Annotated in this window: 14 protein-coding genes and 1 tRNA gene; 4 read left to right on the top strand and 11 right to left on the bottom strand. The window is 72.0% G+C overall.

Annotated features, from left to right (window positions below; translation table 11 throughout):
• Positions 1-166 precede the first annotated feature (166 nt).
• From KBX39_RS06505 to KBX39_RS06495, 3 genes are all read right to left on the bottom strand, one after another.
• Positions 167-838: an HNH endonuclease family protein gene (locus KBX39_RS06505; RefSeq protein WP_210869568.1), complete on the bottom strand. Its 672-nt coding sequence runs from the start codon at positions 836-838 to the stop codon at positions 167-169.
• A gap of 282 nt (positions 839-1,120) precedes the next feature.
• Positions 1,121-1,948, bottom strand: coding sequence for a hypothetical protein (locus KBX39_RS06500; protein ID WP_113973557.1), 828 nt, complete (start codon positions 1,946-1,948; stop codon positions 1,121-1,123).
• Positions 1,949-2,045: 97 nt separating this feature from the next.
• Positions 2,046-2,122: transfer RNA gene (locus tag KBX39_RS06495), tRNA-Thr, on the bottom strand.
• 364 nt (positions 2,123-2,486) lie between these two features.
• On the opposite strand from KBX39_RS06495, the gene KBX39_RS06490 reads away from it, so the two are divergent.
• Entirely contained in the window at positions 2,487-3,578 is a 1,092-nt protein-coding gene (locus KBX39_RS06490) for an ABC transporter ATP-binding protein (protein WP_043327950.1), read from the top strand.
• A gap of 58 nt (positions 3,579-3,636) precedes the next feature.
• On the opposite strand, the gene rlmB is transcribed toward KBX39_RS06490, so the two are convergent.
• The gene (gene rlmB / locus KBX39_RS06485) at positions 3,637-4,755 is read right to left on the bottom strand and encodes a 23S rRNA (guanosine(2251)-2'-O)-methyltransferase RlmB (protein WP_043327949.1); all 1,119 of its coding nucleotides are present in this window, start codon (positions 4,753-4,755) and stop codon (positions 3,637-3,639) included.
• On the bottom strand, positions 4,755-6,170 hold the full coding sequence (gene cysS / locus KBX39_RS06480; protein WP_210869566.1) for a cysteine--tRNA ligase: 1,416 nt from the start codon (positions 6,168-6,170) through the stop codon (positions 4,755-4,757). Before cysS ends, rlmB begins: the two co-directional genes overlap by 1 nt.
• Before the next feature lie 63 nt (positions 6,171-6,233).
• Here cysS and KBX39_RS06475 point away from each other — a divergent pair, with 63 nt between their 5' ends.
• Together KBX39_RS06475 and KBX39_RS06470 are read left to right on the top strand one after the other, a co-directional pair.
• The gene (locus tag KBX39_RS06475; RefSeq protein ID WP_043327947.1) at positions 6,234-6,881 is read left to right on the top strand and encodes an IclR family transcriptional regulator; all 648 of its coding nucleotides are present in this window, start codon (positions 6,234-6,236) and stop codon (positions 6,879-6,881) included.
• Positions 6,882-7,095: 214 nt separating this feature from the next.
• Complete coding sequence (locus KBX39_RS06470; protein ID WP_210869564.1) at positions 7,096-8,265, top strand: hypothetical protein; 1,170 nt, start codon at positions 7,096-7,098, stop codon at positions 8,263-8,265.
• Between the two features lie 68 nt (positions 8,266-8,333).
• Here the strand turns inward: KBX39_RS06470 and KBX39_RS06465 are convergent, their stop codons facing one another.
• From KBX39_RS06465 to KBX39_RS06455, 3 genes are all read right to left on the bottom strand, one after another.
• Positions 8,334-10,022 (bottom strand): S8 family serine peptidase, encoded by a 1,689-nt coding sequence (locus KBX39_RS06465; protein WP_064446854.1) that lies wholly within the window; start codon positions 10,020-10,022, stop codon positions 8,334-8,336.
• Between the two features lie 88 nt (positions 10,023-10,110).
• Positions 10,111-10,809: an HAD family hydrolase gene (locus KBX39_RS06460; RefSeq protein ID WP_210869562.1), complete on the bottom strand. Its 699-nt coding sequence runs from the start codon at positions 10,807-10,809 to the stop codon at positions 10,111-10,113.
• Positions 10,806-11,762: a DMT family transporter gene (locus KBX39_RS06455; protein WP_166457733.1), complete on the bottom strand. Its 957-nt coding sequence runs from the start codon at positions 11,760-11,762 to the stop codon at positions 10,806-10,808. Before KBX39_RS06455 ends, KBX39_RS06460 begins: the two co-directional genes overlap by 4 nt.
• Positions 11,763-11,834: 72 nt before the next feature.
• Between KBX39_RS06455 and KBX39_RS06450 the strand changes: the two genes are divergently transcribed.
• Positions 11,835-12,380 (top strand): CGNR zinc finger domain-containing protein, encoded by a 546-nt coding sequence (locus tag KBX39_RS06450; protein WP_069089593.1) that lies wholly within the window; start codon positions 11,835-11,837, stop codon positions 12,378-12,380.
• Here the strand turns inward: KBX39_RS06450 and KBX39_RS06445 are convergent.
• The 3 genes from KBX39_RS06445 to KBX39_RS06435 form a co-directional block, all read right to left on the bottom strand.
• Positions 12,347-12,943: a GNAT family N-acetyltransferase gene (locus tag KBX39_RS06445; RefSeq protein ID WP_166457732.1), complete on the bottom strand. Its 597-nt coding sequence runs from the start codon at positions 12,941-12,943 to the stop codon at positions 12,347-12,349. The genes KBX39_RS06450 and KBX39_RS06445 overlap by 34 nt on opposite strands.
• 55 nt (positions 12,944-12,998) lie before the next feature.
• Positions 12,999-14,408 carry a class II fumarate hydratase gene (locus tag KBX39_RS06440; protein WP_176722885.1) on the bottom strand — a complete coding sequence of 470 codons (1,410 nt, stop codon included), beginning with the start codon at positions 14,406-14,408 and terminating at the stop codon, positions 12,999-13,001.
• 44 nt (positions 14,409-14,452) lie between these two features.
• Positions 14,453-15,869: tetratricopeptide repeat protein (locus KBX39_RS06435; protein ID WP_210869560.1), on the bottom strand; the 1,417-nt coding region annotated here is incomplete at its 5' end.

Here is a 15,869-nt window from a genome sequence, read left to right as displayed (position 1 = left end):
CCGGTCCCGCCGCCGGCCAGCCGACCGAGACGTCGCTCGTCCGCCCGGCCGAGGCGCCCTGACCCGTGCCACCCGGTGTCGGCCGCCCCGCCCGGTGGAAGACACCGTCCGGGGCGGCCCTGGTGTGCGCGCTGCTGTCATCCGGCCCGAGCGACGGCTCCTGCGGTCACGAGGCGCAGGTGCCGAGCATGCTCTGCAGCGCGGACTTCTCGGATGATTGGAGCGTCAGGCCCCAGTTGTACTTCACGGTGATCCACATCTTGCTGTAGGTGCAGCGGTACGACGTCAGCGGCGGCTGCCACGTCGAGGGGTCCTGATCGCCCTTGGCCTGGTTGACGTTGTCGGTGACCGCGATCAGTTGCGGGCGGGTCAGATCGTTGGCGAAGCTCTGCCGGCGGCTCGTCGTCCAGGAGTTGGCTCCTGACCGCCACGCCTCCGCCAGGGGCACGACGTGGTCGATGTCGACGTCGGAGGCGGCGTACCAGGTCGCACCGTCATAGGGGCTGTACCAGCGGCCTGAGGTGGCGGCGCAGGAGCTGCTGACCACGACGGACGTGCCGTCCCGCTTGAGGACCTGCTCGCGGGTGTTGCAGGTTCCGGTGATGGTGATCCAGTGGGGGAACAGGTCCCGCGAGTAGCCGGACATTGAGCCCTGTGCGGCCACTGTCAGCGCGTTGAGCTGCGACTGCGCCGTCGCCTGGGAGGGGATGCCGGGCGGGGTGGCCGAGGCCGGCTGGCCGTTCACGGCGGCGAGAACAGCGCCCGCGAGGGCGGCGGCGGTGATCGCGGCGGCACGGCGCCAGGCACGCGGGGTGAGGGTGACGGACGTGATCGGCATGACGGCGACCCTTCGTCGAGGAAAGTGACAGCAACCTTCCCTGACGATCATGTCCATCGATCGGCGTCCCTGTAAAGAACAGCTGTCCGGTTGTCGAGCATCGAGCCGCCCCGCACCGCCGACGCGCCGACTCCGCCGGCGTCACTCAGGGCAGCGGCGGCGTGACGGTCGCCGTGGCCCTGACCGCGGTGGGCGTGACCGGCATGTTCCTCACGGACCAGGGCAGGTCAGCTGACCTGCGGTGTTGTCGGCATCTTGTCCGGAGTGCGAGGTACAGGTCCGTTAGCTGCCGTCCACCGGGTCGTCGTACGGCGGCGACACCTCGTCGTTCCAGGAACGTTTCACGTAACCGCCGGTGAGATCTTGGAGCTGCAGGTTGACCTCGATCAGGGTGTTGATCTCCTGGAGCACCTCGTCGAGATCGTCGAACGTGACCTGGAACCGGCGGTCGTAGGTGGCCATCTCGGGGATGCCATAGTCCTCGGCGACCTCAGCGGCCTCAGCGACAATCCGTGGCCCCGCGTCGAAGGTCACCTCCAGCCGGGGACCATCGGACCATTGGACGGTGAATCGGTCGCTCTCCTCGGCCACCACCATCGACTTCAGGCGCTGCACGGCGTCGGCAAGGGTGACGGACCCGGTGAAGTAGACCCGGAACCCATCGCGCGGCCAGAGGTGAGACGAAACGGGATCGTCCAACAGCAGATCGACCGCAGCGTCGATCCTGGACTCAGCTTCGGTCAGCGGCACACCCAGTTGCGAAACATGGGCGACCAGGCCCGTAGCGTCCGCTACCACGTGCCCGATCCGGTACATGGTCCGGACGAGCCCTTCAGCATCCACGTCACTGCCACTGTGCCAGAACGGCAGATTGATGGCCGTCTCACCGGACCGGTAGCGCACCGTAATGCCGCTGGGCTGGTGCGTCAGCGTGCGGCTCGGGCCGTCCTCGCCCAGAACCACCTCGCCGACGACGTCCCGTACGCCGGAAACGATGGCGTCCCATGCCTGCGAGTCGGACGGCTCACCCGCACCCTTCCGTTCGCCGTCCGACGCCTTCAGCGAGGGCTGTCCGACGGGCTCGGGTAGCAGGATGAGATCAAGAGTCATGGCCGTCAGGCTAGGGCCTGTGACGGGCGGTCGTGACCCTCGTTGCTGTCATCCGGCCAGATCGCAGCGGCTGCCGCCGCGAAACGCCTGATGGAATTGGAGCCCCCGGCCGGGATCGAACCGGCGACATCTCGCTTACAAGGCGAGTGCTCTGGCCAGCTGAGCTACAGGGGCGCGTGCGTCGGGCTCAGCATAGCGACTGAGCCCCGGAAATCCCGCCTCGCAGGGCTCCCGAGCACGGAAAACGTCGGCATCCCGACCGGGGCGGCCGATGGATCATCGCCCGGGCACGCTCCCAACGGGGAGATTGATGCCTCGCAGTGCCCTGCTGACCGTTATGCGTATGCCGTCCATCCCACCCGGAGCGACACGTCTTGGCACGATCGCGAAAGCCGTTTACCGTGCAGTGACACGGACGACACTCCGGCGGGCTTCGGCTGCCTGAGCGACGACCCCGTTGGCCGGTGCCTTGGGCGCCGGTCGCTCCTTCACTCGGATCGTCCGGCACGTTCCTGCCGGTGAAAGGAAGCGCTCCATCATGGCTACGGTCACCTACGCGAAGGCGTCCCGGATCTACCCGGGCACCGAGCGCCCCGCCGTCAACCAGCTCGACCTCCAGATCGGTGACGGGGAGTTCCTCGTCCTGGTCGGTCCGTCCGGCTGCGGCAAGTCCACCAGCCTCCGGATGCTCGCCGGCCTGGAGGACGTCGACGACGGCGCGATCTACATCGACGACCGCGACGTCACGCACCTCCCGCCGAAGGCCCGCGACATCGCGATGGTCTTCCAGAACTACGCCCTCTACCCGCACATGACGGTGTACGAGAACATGGCGTTCGCGCTCAAGCTGCGCAAGACCTCGAAGTCGGAGATCGACCGGCGGGTCAAGGAGGCGGCCGGGCTGCTCCAGCTGGAGGAGTTCCTCAGCCGCAAGCCGAAGGCGCTCTCCGGTGGTCAGCGCCAGCGTGTCGCCATGGGCCGCGCGATCGTCCGCGAGCCGCAGGTCTTCCTCATGGACGAGCCGCTGTCGAACCTCGACGCCAAGCTGCGTGTCCAGACCCGTACCCAGATCGCCTCGCTGCAGGCGAAGCTGGGCGTCACCACCGTGTACGTCACCCACGACCAGGTCGAGGCCATGACCATGGGTCACCGGGTGGCGGTCATGCTCGACGGCGTGCTCCAGCAGGTGGACACCCCGCGGGCGCTCTACGACACCCCGGCCAACGTCTTCGTCGCCGGCTTCATGGGCTCCCCGGCCATGAACATCAAGACGGTGAAGCTGACCGAGCAGGGCGGCGCGTTCGCCGAGATGATCGTGCCGCTGACCCGCGAGCAGGTCCAGGCGGCCAGCGCCGAGGGCGGCGACGGCAAGGTCACCGTCGGCTTCCGGCCGGAGGACTGCGACCTGGTCAGCCCGTCCGAGGGCGGCATGCCGGTGGTGGTCGAGCTGGTCGAGGACCTGGGCTCCGACGCCAACGTCTACGGCCACGCCGCGCTGGAGGGCCACAACGAGCGGTTCGTGGTCCGTACCGACCGGCGCAGCATGCCGAACATGGGTGACACCGTGTTCGTCAAGCCGCGTACCGGCCGCAGCCACGTCTTCCACTCCGCCACCGGCCAGCGGATCTGACGTACGCGAGAAAAGGGGCGGCCCGCCACGGCGGACCGCCCCTTTTTCGTACTCTCGATCAGACCTCGACGGACCGGCGGCGCGCGACCTCGGCCAGCGTGACGGCGGCGGCGACGCTCGCGTTGAGCGACTCCACGTCGGAGACCATCGGGATGCTGACGGTCAGGTCGCAGGTCTCGCCGACCAGGCGGGACAGGCCGCGCCCCTCCGAGCCGACCACCACGACGAGCGGGCCGACGGCGGCCTCCAGGTCGTACAGGTCGGTCTGCCCGTCGGCGTCCAGGCCGACCACGACGAAGCCGGCGTCCTTGCACGCCTTGAGCGACCGGGTCAGGTTGGTGACCTGGGCGACGGGCACGCGCGCGGCCGCGCCGGCGCTGGTCCGCCAGGCGGTCGCGGTGATCCCGGCGGCACGCCTTTCGGGTACGAACACACCCTGCGCGCCGAACGCGGCGGCCGACCGGATGACCGCGCCGAGGTTGCGCGGGTCGGTGACGCCGTCCAGCGCGACGAGCAGCGGGGCGGCCTGTTCCAGCGCGGCGGCCACCAGGTCGTCGAACGGCTCGTAGGCGAACGGCGGCACCTGGAGGCCGACGCCCTGGTGCAGCACCCCGCCGGTCATCCGGTCCAGCTCGGCGCGGCTGACCTCCAGGATCGCGATGCCCCGGTCGGCGGCGGTACGGACGATCTCCTTGACCCGGTCGTCGACGTCGATGCCCTGCGCGGTGTAGAGGGCGGTCGCCGGCACCTGGGTGCGCAGCGACTCCAGCACCGGGTTGCGCCCGACCAGCAGCTCGGGGCTGTCCTTCGCCGGGTTGGCCTTGCGGCCCGGCGCGACCCGGGGGCCGCCCCGGCCGGCCGGCTTTCCGCCCCGCCCCTTCGTCGTGGGCGTGCCCCGGCCACCGCCCTTGCCCCAGGTGGTGTCCTTGGTGCCGGGCTGGCCGATCTTGGGGGCGCGGCCCTCCTCGGCGGCGGCGCGGCGCTCCTTCTCCTGCTTCCAGGCGGTGCGCTGGGGCAGCTTCTCGGTGCCCGAGTACGCCTTGTGCCACGGCCGCTCGTCGGCGGGCAGCGTGCGCCCACGCCCGGCGAGGGAGTCCTTGTTCTTGCCGCCGGTGCCCTTGGGGGCGCCCGCCTTCGGTGCCAGTCGCCGGCCTCGGCGCTGTGAGTTGCCGGCCATCAGTCCTGCTCTCCAATAGTCCAACGCGGGCCCTGGGGGGTGTCCTCGACGACCACGCCGGCCTGCTTGAGCTGGTCGCGTACGGCGTCGGCGGCGGCCCAGTCCTTGCGGCCGCGGGCCTGCGCGCGCTGCTCCAGGGCCAGCGCGATCAGGGAGTCCACCACGCCGCGCAGGTCGTCCGTGCGGCCGCCGCCGGTCCAGGCCGGGTCCAGGGGGTCGACGCCGAGGATATCCAGCATCGCCCGGGTGGAGGCGAGCGTCGTGCGGACGGTCACATCGTCACCGGCGGTCAGCGCGGTGTTGCCGTCGCGGACCACCTCGTGCAGCGCCGCGAGCGCCGCCGAGGTGTTGAGGTCGTCGTCCATCGCTGCGACGAAAGCGGCCGGCAGGTCGCCGGGCCGGCCGCCGCCGACCCGCTCGGCCGCCCGCTGCACGAAGCCCTCGACCCGCCGGTACGCCACGGCGGCCTCGCGCAGCGCGTCCTCGGAGTAGTCGATGCGGGACCGGTAGTGCGCGGCGACGTAGTAGTAGCGCAGCTCCACCGGGCGCACCCCGAGCGAGGCCACGTAGTCGAGGTCGAGCGTGTTGCCCAGCGACTTGCCCATCTTGGTGCCGCCGATGCCGAGCAGGCCGTGGTGCACCCAGTAGCGCGCGAACGGCAGGTCGGCGGCCTGCGACTGGGCGATCTCGTTCTCGTGGTGCGGGAACGTCAGGTCGAGCCCGCCGCCGTGGATGTCGAACTCGGGGCCGAGGTAACGCCAGCACATGGCCGAGCACTCGATGTGCCAGCCGGGCCGGCCGCGACCCCACGGCGACGGCCACGAGGCGTCGGCCGGCTCGTCCGGCTTGACGCCCTTCCAGAGCGCGAAGTCTCGCGGGTCCCGCTTGCCCCGGTCGGGGGCGTCACCGGCCGGCTGCATGTCCGCCGGGGACTGGCCGGACAGCGAGCCGTACGCCGGCCAGGAGGCCACGTCGAAGTAGACGTCGCCGGAGCCGTCGGTGGCCGGGTAGGCGTGACCGGTCTCGATCAGCCGGGCGATCAGCTCGTGCATTTCCGGGACGTGCCCGGTGGCCCGCGGCTCATACGTCGGCGGGAGCACGTTGAGCGCCCGGTAGGAGGCGGCGAGGATCTGCTCGTTGGTGTACGCGATCGACCAGAACGGCCGGGCCTGCTCCATCGCCTTGGCCAGGACCTTGTCGTCGATGTCGGTCAGGTTGCGGATGAACGTGACCTCGAAGCCCTTGTCGAGCAGCCAGCGGCGCAGCACGTCGTAGTTGACGCCGGAGCGAAGGTGGCCGATGTGTGGCGGGGCCTGGAGCGTGAGACCACACAGGTAGACCCCCACCTTGCCGGCTTCCCGCGGGACGAAGTCCCGCACCGATCGGGTGGCGGTGTCATACAGGCGTAGCGTCACCTCACAAGGGTAGCCGTCCGCACATTTCGAGGTTGGCCGGAGCCGGGTCGTACGCTGCGTGCTGTGGACACGGCGGCGCGCACGGGAGAGACCGCACAGACCCTGGACCGGGGTCTGCGCCTGCTGCACCTCGTCGCGGACGCGCCGGGCGGGCTCACCGTCACCGAGGCGGCGCACCGGCTGGGCATCGGCCGCGCCGCTGTCTACCGGCTGGTCGGCGCGCTGACCGGCCACGGCATGCTCCGGCGCGACGGCGAGGGCCGGCTGCGCATCGGCGTGGGCGTGCTGCACCTGGCCCGCCGCGCCCAGCCGCTGCTCGCCGAGGGCGCGCTACCGGCGTTGCGCCGCCTCGCCGAGGGCACCGGGGCGACGGCCCACCTGACCGTGGTCGAGGGCGGCGAGGGGGTGGCGCTCGCGGTGGTCGAGCCGAGCTGGACGTCCTTCCACGTGGCGTACCGGACCGGCACCCGGCACCCCCTGGAGCGGGGCGCCGCCGGCCGGGCCGTGCTGGCCGGGCGGGCCGGCGATCCGGGGCCGGTGAGCACCAGCGGCGAGCTTCAATCAGGCGCGTACGGGGTGGCGGCGCCGGTGCTGGGTGTGCCCGGCCTGGAGGGCAGCGTCGGGGTGGTGTCGCTGACCCCGCTCGACGTGGCGGACATCGGCGCCCAGGTGACGGCCGCCGCCGAGGCGGTCGCCACCGCGCTCTCCTGACCCGCGCGCGCCCTTTACGCCAGCTCGGCGAGGTGGCTGCATCAAGCGGCCCGGACACCACCACCTCCCCGAGGTGGAGTGGATCATGAGCAGGTCGAAGGCCATAGCACGCGGACAGGCCGCGCGGGGGTTGTCCACAGGGCGCGGAGGGCGGCACGGTTGCGGCTGTCCACAGGGGTACCGATCTCGACCCGTGCGCCGCCACGCTCGTCACATGCCACCTCATCCTCATCGCCCACCGGAGCTGGCCTGGCAGGTCTTCCGGGGCTCGGAAGCGATCCGGCACGGGCTGCTGTCCCGGCACCATCTGCGCGGCGCGTCCTGGGTCCGGCTCCGGCAGGACGTCTACGCCGACGCGCGGCTCGACCGCGACCACGCGCTGGCCTGCCGCGCGGCACTGCTGCGCCTGCCACCCGGCGCGGCGATCGCCGGCCCTTCGGCGGCCTACCTGCACGGGGTCGAGCACGCCGCGGGCTTCACCGACGACGTGCACGTCCTGCTGCCGGCCACGGTCCGGGCCGACTCCCAGCCGGGTGTCCGGGTGCACCACGCCCCGATGTCGAGCACCCGCAGCGGCCTCCTGGTCCCCGTCGGCGCCGCCACACCCGCGCGCACGAGCCCACCCGACGGCACGAGCCCATCCGCAGGCACACGCCCTGCCACCGGCACCAGGTCGCTCGTAGCAGCACCGCCTGCGGCGGACCGCCTCCCGGGCACACCGGGCCGGACCAGATCGCCGGATCCGGCCCACCCCCACAACCACCCCGGACCGCCCGGCCCGGCCGACCCGCAGAACTCAGCCGCATCGAGCCCGTTCACAGAGTCGTCCCCCGGCGCGGCGTTGACCCTGGCCGGGCCGCCGCCACGCACCGAGCCGGCCGCCTGTGCCTGGGAGACAGCGGTCTGGGCCGATCTGGTGAAGGCGGTCGGCATCATCGACGGGCTGCTGCGTACCGGTTCGGTGAACCGGTCGGCGCTGGCGAGCGAGGCGGCCCGGAACGCCTGCCGCCCCGGTGGGCGGCGGGCGGCGTGGGTGTTCGGCCTGACCGACGGGCTGGCCCAGTCCCCGCCCGAGTCCCACCTGCGGGTCCGTCTCGCCCTCGCCGGCCTGCCCCGCGCGGTGGCCCAGTATCCGGTGCGGGTGTCGACCGGCCTGATCCTGCACCCCGACCTGGCCTGGCCGGAGTTCCGCGTCGCGGTCGAGTACGACGGTCAGTGGCACTCCGACGCGGACCGGATGCACCTCGACCGGCGGCGGCTCAACCAGCTCGTCGCGGCCGGCTGGCTGGTGCTGCACGTGACCGGCCGCCGCCTGCGCAAGGAGTTCCCCGACCTGGTGCGGGAGATCCGCGCCGCACTGGTGGCCCGGGGGTGGCGCCCGTGACACCCGCCGGAACGCCGAGGTGGCGGCGTCCGGGTGATCCGGACACCGCCACCTCGGGGAAACGGTCGTTACGGTCGCACGTTCGGCTTGACCGGCGTCTTCACCGCGGCGTAGGCGTCGACGATGCCGTAGCCGTAGAAGCCGTTGAAGTTCAGCGAGCCCGCGCAGTACGCGTCGAACTCGGCGCTCCGGCCCTCGTTGGTGTAGCTCTGCAGCCGCGGCTCCGGGCAGGCGTGCTCGGCCGCCGTCCGGTAGAGGTGCTGCTCGACCAGGTTCGGCGCCATGCCGTAGCCGTTGCGGCCCTCCTTCTTGCCGTGCTTGCTGACGATCAGCGCCGCCACGCCCGAGACGTGCGGGGACGCCATCGAGGTGCCCTGGAGGTAGGTGTAGTAGCCACACTCACCCTTCGCGGTGCACTGCTTGAACACCGAGTTCTCGAAGCCGGCGACGATGTTGCCGTTCTCGTCGACCGACCCCTCCTCCTGGAGCACCTTCTTCGGGTACGTGGAGAGGATCATGTTGGCGTCGGTGCGGTACGTGTCGGTGCCGAAGCCGTCCCGGAACCAGCCACCCGGCGCCGCCACCGAGATCTGCTCGGTGCCGTAGTTCGAGTAGTCGGACTTCTTGCCGGACGGCCCGACCGCCGACACGCCGATCACGTGCGGGCCCTCGACCGGCAGGTCCCAGCAGGTCGCGTTGTCGATCGGGCGCGGGTACGGGTCGGCGCCGTAGTCCGGGCTGCTCACGTCGGTGCGCGGCGCGCCCAGGTCCTCGTGGTTGTTGCCGAGCGAGCCGACGAGCGTGACGCCCTTGCGGTGCGCGAAGTTGAGCGCCCGCTTCATGGCCTCGATGACGGTGCGCTGCTCGGCCTGCGCCTCCGGCGAGTCGGCCGGGTTGGCGGTGCAGTTGTAGAGCCACGGGTCGACGTAGAAGGACATGTTGACCACGTCCAGGCCGGAGCGGCCCGCGTGCACCAGGGCGTTGACCACCGGGTTGAGGAAGAAGTAGCCGCTGTCCTGGCCACCCTTCAGCTCGACCAGGGAGACGTTCGGGGCCACGCCGGACAGGCCGAAGCCGTTGGCGGCGGCGCCGATGGTGCCGGCCACGTGGGTGCCGTGCCCGCCGTCGTCGGTGCCGACCGGGTCGAGGCAGCTGGCCACCTCGCACGGGCCGTCGACCTCGGGGATGTCCGGGGCGAAGTTGCGCGACAGTGCCCAGTTGAAGTTCGGTGCCAGGTCGGGCTGGCTGGCGTCGACGCCGGTGTCCAGGATGCCGACGGTCACCCTGCGGTCACCCGGCTCGATCTTGCGGGCCTTGTCGGCCCGGATCATGTCCAGACCCCAGAGCTTGTCGTCGAGCGGGTCCATCTTCTTGCCGTTGTTCTTGGCGGCCTTGCCCTTGGTCGCCGCTGCGGCCAGCAGGTGCTCCTGCTCGACCCGGTCCAGCTTCGGCTTGCGGCCGATCGCCTTCTCCTCGGCCGCGCCGACCAGGGCGCCGGCGGCGGTGGCCCGGCTGGCGAAGTCCGCCCGGTCGCTCGTGACCTGGAAGAGGCCGACATCGTCGGTACGGGCGACGACAGTGCCGCCGGCGGCGGTGATCGCGGCGATCGCGGCGTCGGTGGACACACCGCTCTCGGCCAGCACGGTGAAGGTCCGGGTGTCCGACGGCGCGGCGTTCGCCGGGATCCCCAGGCCGGTCACCGTGAGTGCCAGCGAGGCCGCAGCCGCGACCGCGCCGACGGTGAAGCGCTTGCTCACCACATCAGATCCTCTCGTTGAGGGACGTGGTGTCATCCCACATCACGGGAGCGGGTTCCGCCAGATCGACGTCCGTTATCGGCCGCAACTAGGCATTCGCGCTTGTCAAGGTGTTGAGCACCGTGGACAGTCCGGCGAGCGTGGACACTTCGGCGTCCGGTTCGAGGCCCCGAGGCCGGGGAAGCCCGCCCCGGTTGAGCCAGACGGCACGCAGTCCGGCCCGCTGGGCGGCGACCACGTCGTGCTCCGGCGAGTCGCCCACGTGCACGATCCGCGCGGCGGGCAGCCCGCAGGCCGCCACCACGGCCGCGAAGAACTCCCCGGCCGGCTTCTTCGGCAGGCCGCCCTCGTGGGCGTACAACTCGAAGGCGAACTGCCCGGCGAGGCCGCAGCGTTCGGCGCGGCTGTTCCCGTTCGTGGCGAAGCCCAGCACGTGGTGCGGGCGCAGTGCCGCCAACGCGGGCAGCGCGTCGGGGAAGGGCCGGCTCAGCGCGTACCGGCGGGCGAAGAACAACTCCGCCAACTCGTCCAGCTCCGTCTCCAGCCCGGCCCGGGCCAGCGAGCGGGCCAGCGCGGCCCGCCGGATCTCCTGCACCGGGGCGGCGCTGAGCGCGCCGAAGACCGCACCCCAGTCCTCCTCCAGGTCCGCGAGCGACACCGCGGCCGCCGCCGGGGTCCGCCGCCGCATCTCCTCCAGTACGGCGACGAGCGCGCCGGTGATCGCCGGGCGCAGGTCGACGAGTGTCTCGTCGGCGTCGAAGACGACAGCGCTGCGCGGCCCGCTCACCGGTCGCCTGCCAGCACCGGCTCGGCGGACGTGGCCGCCGAAGGTGTGCCGCGCAGTTCGTCCGCCCGGACCAGGGCGACGCCGCCGAGGATGAGCACCCCGCCGGCCAGCTGGATCAGGCTGGGCAGTTCGTCGAGCACCAGCCAGGCGATCAGCACCGCGAACATCACCTCGGTCAGCCCCACGAAGGAGGACAGCCGGGCCCCGAGCAGCCGGGTGCCGGCGACCCCGGCCAGGTACGCGACCACGGCGGCGATCAGCGACAGCCCGGCGATCGGCACCAGCCAGCTCACCTGGTGCCCGGCGAAGGTGACGTCGGCGGTGCCGGCGGCGAGCGGCAGCGCGCCGATGCCGCCGAGCAGGAGCAGCACCAGCGCGCCGACAGCCATGCCGCCGCTGGCCATCACCACCGACGGCAGTTCGGCGTCGATCCGGCCGGCGATGACGAAGTATCCGGCCAGCCCGACGCCCGCGCCGAGACCCCACAGCACGCCCACCGGGTCCAGGCGGCCGGCGCCGGTGAGGTCGAGGACGAGCGCCAGCCCGCACAGGGCGGTGACCGAGCCGGCCACCGTCAGCGCTCGCGGGCGCTGCCCGTGGACCAGCCACATCCATCCGACCACCAGCACGATGCCGAGGTATTCCAGCAGCAGCGCCACACCGACCGGGAGGTAGCGGACCGCGTTGAAGAAGCACGCCTGCGCGGTGGCGACGCCGAGCAGCCCGAACAGCAGCACCGTGACGCCGTTGCGCCGCAGCACCGACCACTTGCCGCGCAGGGCCAGCAGGGCGGGCACGGCGAGCACCAGCGCGGCGATGCCGACCCGGGCGACCACCACCGCGACCGCCGACCACTCGCCGGTGATCAGCGGGCGGGCGAAGGTGCCCGAGGTCGCGAACGTGATCGCGGAGAGCAGTGCCAGACCGAGCCCGACGCCGGATCGTTCACGCATCGACAGCTCCAGGTCATGAGTGAAGGACGGTTATGCTGATGACGCTAGGCGGAGCCCCTGACAGGAGTCAAGTTGCTTTTCGCTCATGACACCGAATGCGCGCTGGTCGGTGCCGCCGCACTGGTGAACACCGCCGACGGCGACCGGGAAGGGCTGCCCGACGTGGCCGCCCTGGACGCCTTCTTCACCACCCACGGGTGGAGCGGCCGGCACGAGCACACCGAGACCGAACTACGCCAGGTCCGCGCGCTGCGGCCCCGGCTGCGCCGCATCTGGTACGCCGACACCGACGAGGTGGTGGCGATCGTCAACCGGCTGCTGCGCGAGTCGCACGCGCTGCCGCAACTCGTCCGGCACGACGACGAGCCGTATCACCTGCACGCGGTGCCGCGGGACGCGCCGCTGGCGACCCGGATGGCGGTCGAGGCCGCGATGGCGATGGCCGACCTGGTACGCATGGGCGAGCTGAGCCGGCTGCGGCACTGCGACCACCCCGACTGCGACAACGTGCTTGTCGACCTGTCCCGGAACCGCTCCCGCCGGTTCTGCGACGCCGGCTGCGGCAACCGGGCCGCGGTGAGCGCCTACCGGGCCCGCAGGGCGGCGTCCCAGTCCTGACGGGTCGCGGGCCAGTCCTCCCGGGACAGCTCGTACTCCACCTCGCCGTGCTCCGTACCCGGGATCGGTTCGTCGAACGCGAGGTGGAACGTGCGGACGTAGCGCAACCCGGCGCGGGCCATGACCGCCCGGGAGCGGTCGTTCACCGCCATCGTCTGCGCCCACACGCGGCGGACGCCGACCGTGTCGAACGCGTGCCGCACCAGCGCCCGCGCGCCCTCGGTGGCCAGCCCGTGCCCCCACGCCGCGCGGCGCAGCCGGTAGCCCAGCTCCGCCTCGGCGCCGTCGTCGGACGGGTCGAGCGAGTGCCAGCCGAGGAACTCGCCGGTGAACCGGTCGAGCGTCGCCCAGCGGCCGAGCCCGGGGTGCCGGGTGTACTGCGCGAGCACCCGGGGCAGCACGTCGTCCCGGAATGTCGCGGCCGGGGTCGGCACGCCGCCGGTCAGGAAGCGCATGACCTCCGGGTCGGCGTCCAGCGCCACCAACCGGTCCACGTCGTCCATCGTGAACCGGCGCAGCGTCAGCCGCGCGGTCTCCAGCAGCACCCCGCCGTCGTCACGCACCGTCGGATCATGCCGCGCCCACGGTGACGGGTCGAGGCAATTACCGGCGCCGGTCTCAGGGGTGGGTCATCCGGAGCAGGTCCAGCGCCTCGTCCAGCTGGGTCTCGGTGAGCTTGCCCGAGTCGACGTGACCCCGGGAGATCACCACCTCGCGGATGGACACCTGCTTGGCCAGCGCCTCCTTCGCGATCGAGGCGGCCTCGTCGTACCCGAGGTGGCGGTTGAGCGGGGTGACGATCGACGGCGAGCCCTCCGCGTACGCCAGGCAGACCTCGGCGTCCGCGACCAGGCCGGCCACCAGCCGCTCGGCGAACAGCCGGCTGGACGCGGCGATCAGCTTGATCGACTCCAGCAGGTTGCGGCCCATCACCGGGAGCATCACGTTCAGCTCGAAGTCGCCCTGCGACCCGGCGAACGCCACCGCCGCGTCGTTGCCGACCACCTGGGCGCAGACCTGCCGCATCGCCTCGGCCACCACCGGGTTCACCTTGCCGGGCATGATCGACGAGCCGGGCTGGAGGTCGGGGATGCGCAGCTCACGCAGGCCGGCGCGCGGGCCGGAACCCATCCAGCGCACGTCGTTGGCGATCTTGTAGAGACCGACCGCGACGGTACGGAGCTGGCCCGAGGTCTCCACCAGCGCGTCCCGGGCGCCCTGCGCCTCGAAGTGGTTGCGCGCCTCGGTCAACGGCAGCCCGGTCGACTCCCGCAGCTTGCCGATCACCCGCTCGGCGAACCCCAGCGGCGTGTTGATGCCGGTGCCCACGGCGGTGCCGCCCAGCGGCAGCTCGGCCAGCCGGGGCAACGCCGACTCCAGCCGCTCGACGCCGTAGCGGACCTGCGCCGCGTAGCCGCCGAACTCCTGCCCGAGCGTGACCGGCGTGGCGTCCATCAGGTGGGTACGCCCGGCCTTGACCACCGTCTCGAACTCGGCCGCCTTCTCCTCCAGCGCGCCCGCGAGCTGCTTCAACGACGGGATCAGATCCTCCACCACGAACTGCGTGGCGGCCAGGTGGATCGAGGTGGGGAACACGTCGTTGCTGGACTGCGACGCGTTGACGTGGTCGTTCGGGTGCACGTCGCGGCCCAGCTCGCGGCTCGCGAGGGTGGCGATCACCTCGTTGGTGTTCATGTTGGACGACGTACCGGAGCCGGTCTGGAACACGTCCACCGGGAACTGGTCGTCGTAGCCGCCCTCGGCGACGTGCGCGGCGGCGGTGGCGATCGCCTGCGCCACGTCCGCGTCGATCACCCCCAGCTCACCGTTCACCAGTGCCGCCGCCCCCTTGATCTGCGCCAGGGCCTTGATCTGGGCCGGTTCCAGCCCGCGCCCCGAGATCGGGAAGTTCTGCACCGCGCGCTGGGTCTGCGCCCGCCACAGTGCCTCGGCGGGCACCTCCACCTCGCCCATCGAGTCGCGTTCGATCCGGTAGCCGGTCGCCTCTGGAGTCGTCACGCCTACCATCCTGCCGCGCCGCCGGTCGGAGTGCAGGGAAAGTGGCGGCCCCCTCAGCCCAGCTCGACCAGCAGCTTCTCGGTGTCCCGCTGGTCCGGCGTCTCGACCTGACGGAACAGCGCCAGCGCACGCCCGGCGTACCGGCGGGCCTGGTCGGGGTCGTCGTGGCGCAGGCATCGCGCGAGGCCGTCCAGGGCGCGGGCCTGCTCGTAGCGCAGGCCCAGCCGCTCGGCGTCGGCTAGCACCCGGCGGTGCAGGTCCAGCGCGCTGGCCACGTCACCCTGGTCGAAGATCGCCCGGGCCAGCAGGTTCCGGGAGGCGCACTGCCCGACCAGATCCCCGGCGTCGATCATGGCCACGAGGGCGTCCCGGTGCAGCGAGGCGGCCAGCTCCGGCCGGCCCTCCTCGCGCTCCATCATGCCCAGCTCGTTGAGCAGCTCGCCCTCGCCGTACCGGTTGCCCACCCGGCGCTTGAGCCTCAGGCCGGCGCGCAGGAGCCGGCGTGCGGGCCCGTGCTCGCCGCGCCGGTGCCGCGCCATGCTGAGGTGCCCGATCGAGTTGCCGAGCTGCCGCAGGTCGCCGGCCTGCCGTGCGACAGCCATCTGGTTGCGGCACATCCGCACAGCCTCGTCGTACCGGCCGTGCGAGATCAGGGTGAACGAGAGGTTGTTCAGCAGGTTGGACAACCACGACGACTCGCCCGACCGGCGGGCGATCGCCGCGGACTCGGTCAGGAGTTCGATACCCCGCTGGTGCTGCCCGTCGACCGCGTACGCGGTGCCGAGGTTGCCCAGCACCTTGCGCAGCTCGCCCGGCCGGTCGAGCCTGCGGTAGATACCGACCACCGCCTCCAGCCGCCGGATGGCCTCGGCGAACCGCGCCCGGCGGTAGTCCGCCGAGGCGAGATAGTTGAGCATCGTCGCAACGGCCTCCTCGTCGCCCAGGCGCTCGGCGGCCCGCAGACCGATCTGATGCGTCTCGATCAGGTCGTCCAGGCGACCGCCGTAGAAGTTGCTGACCCAGGCGACCCGGGCGAACTGCCAGCTCTGCCGGAGAAAACCCTCGTTCTCCGCCAGCCGGACGAGCGCCGTCAGGGTCGAGCGGTTCTCCTCCAACCATGCTCGGCCGAGGCCGACAGTGGCTGCCACCAGGTCGGGCCGCGCCGGCTCCGGCAGGTCGAACAGGGACGGCTCGGCGCCCGTCTCCAGCGACCGCCCGATGGACGCGGTGACCTGAAGATGGAAGTCGATGAGACGGCCCACCGCCGCCCGCCGCTCGTCGGCGGTCTCGCGTCCGGCGCCGAGCGTGCGCGCGTACTCGCGGATCAGGTCGTGCAGCTGGTAGCGGCCCGGTTCCACCTCCTCGACGAGGTGCGCGTCGACAAGTTCGTCGAGCGCGTCCTGCGCCTGCGGCAGCAGCAGGTCGGCGAGCGCGGCCGGCACCCGGTTGTCGACACACTGACCCGGGTGC

This window comes from Micromonospora sp. D75, from assembly GCF_018070405.1.
GTDB lineage: Bacteria > Actinomycetota > Actinomycetes > Mycobacteriales > Micromonosporaceae > Micromonospora > Micromonospora chalcea.
The sequence above is the reverse complement of the archived record's forward strand: the minus strand, read 5'-3'. Positions and strand labels throughout refer to the sequence as shown.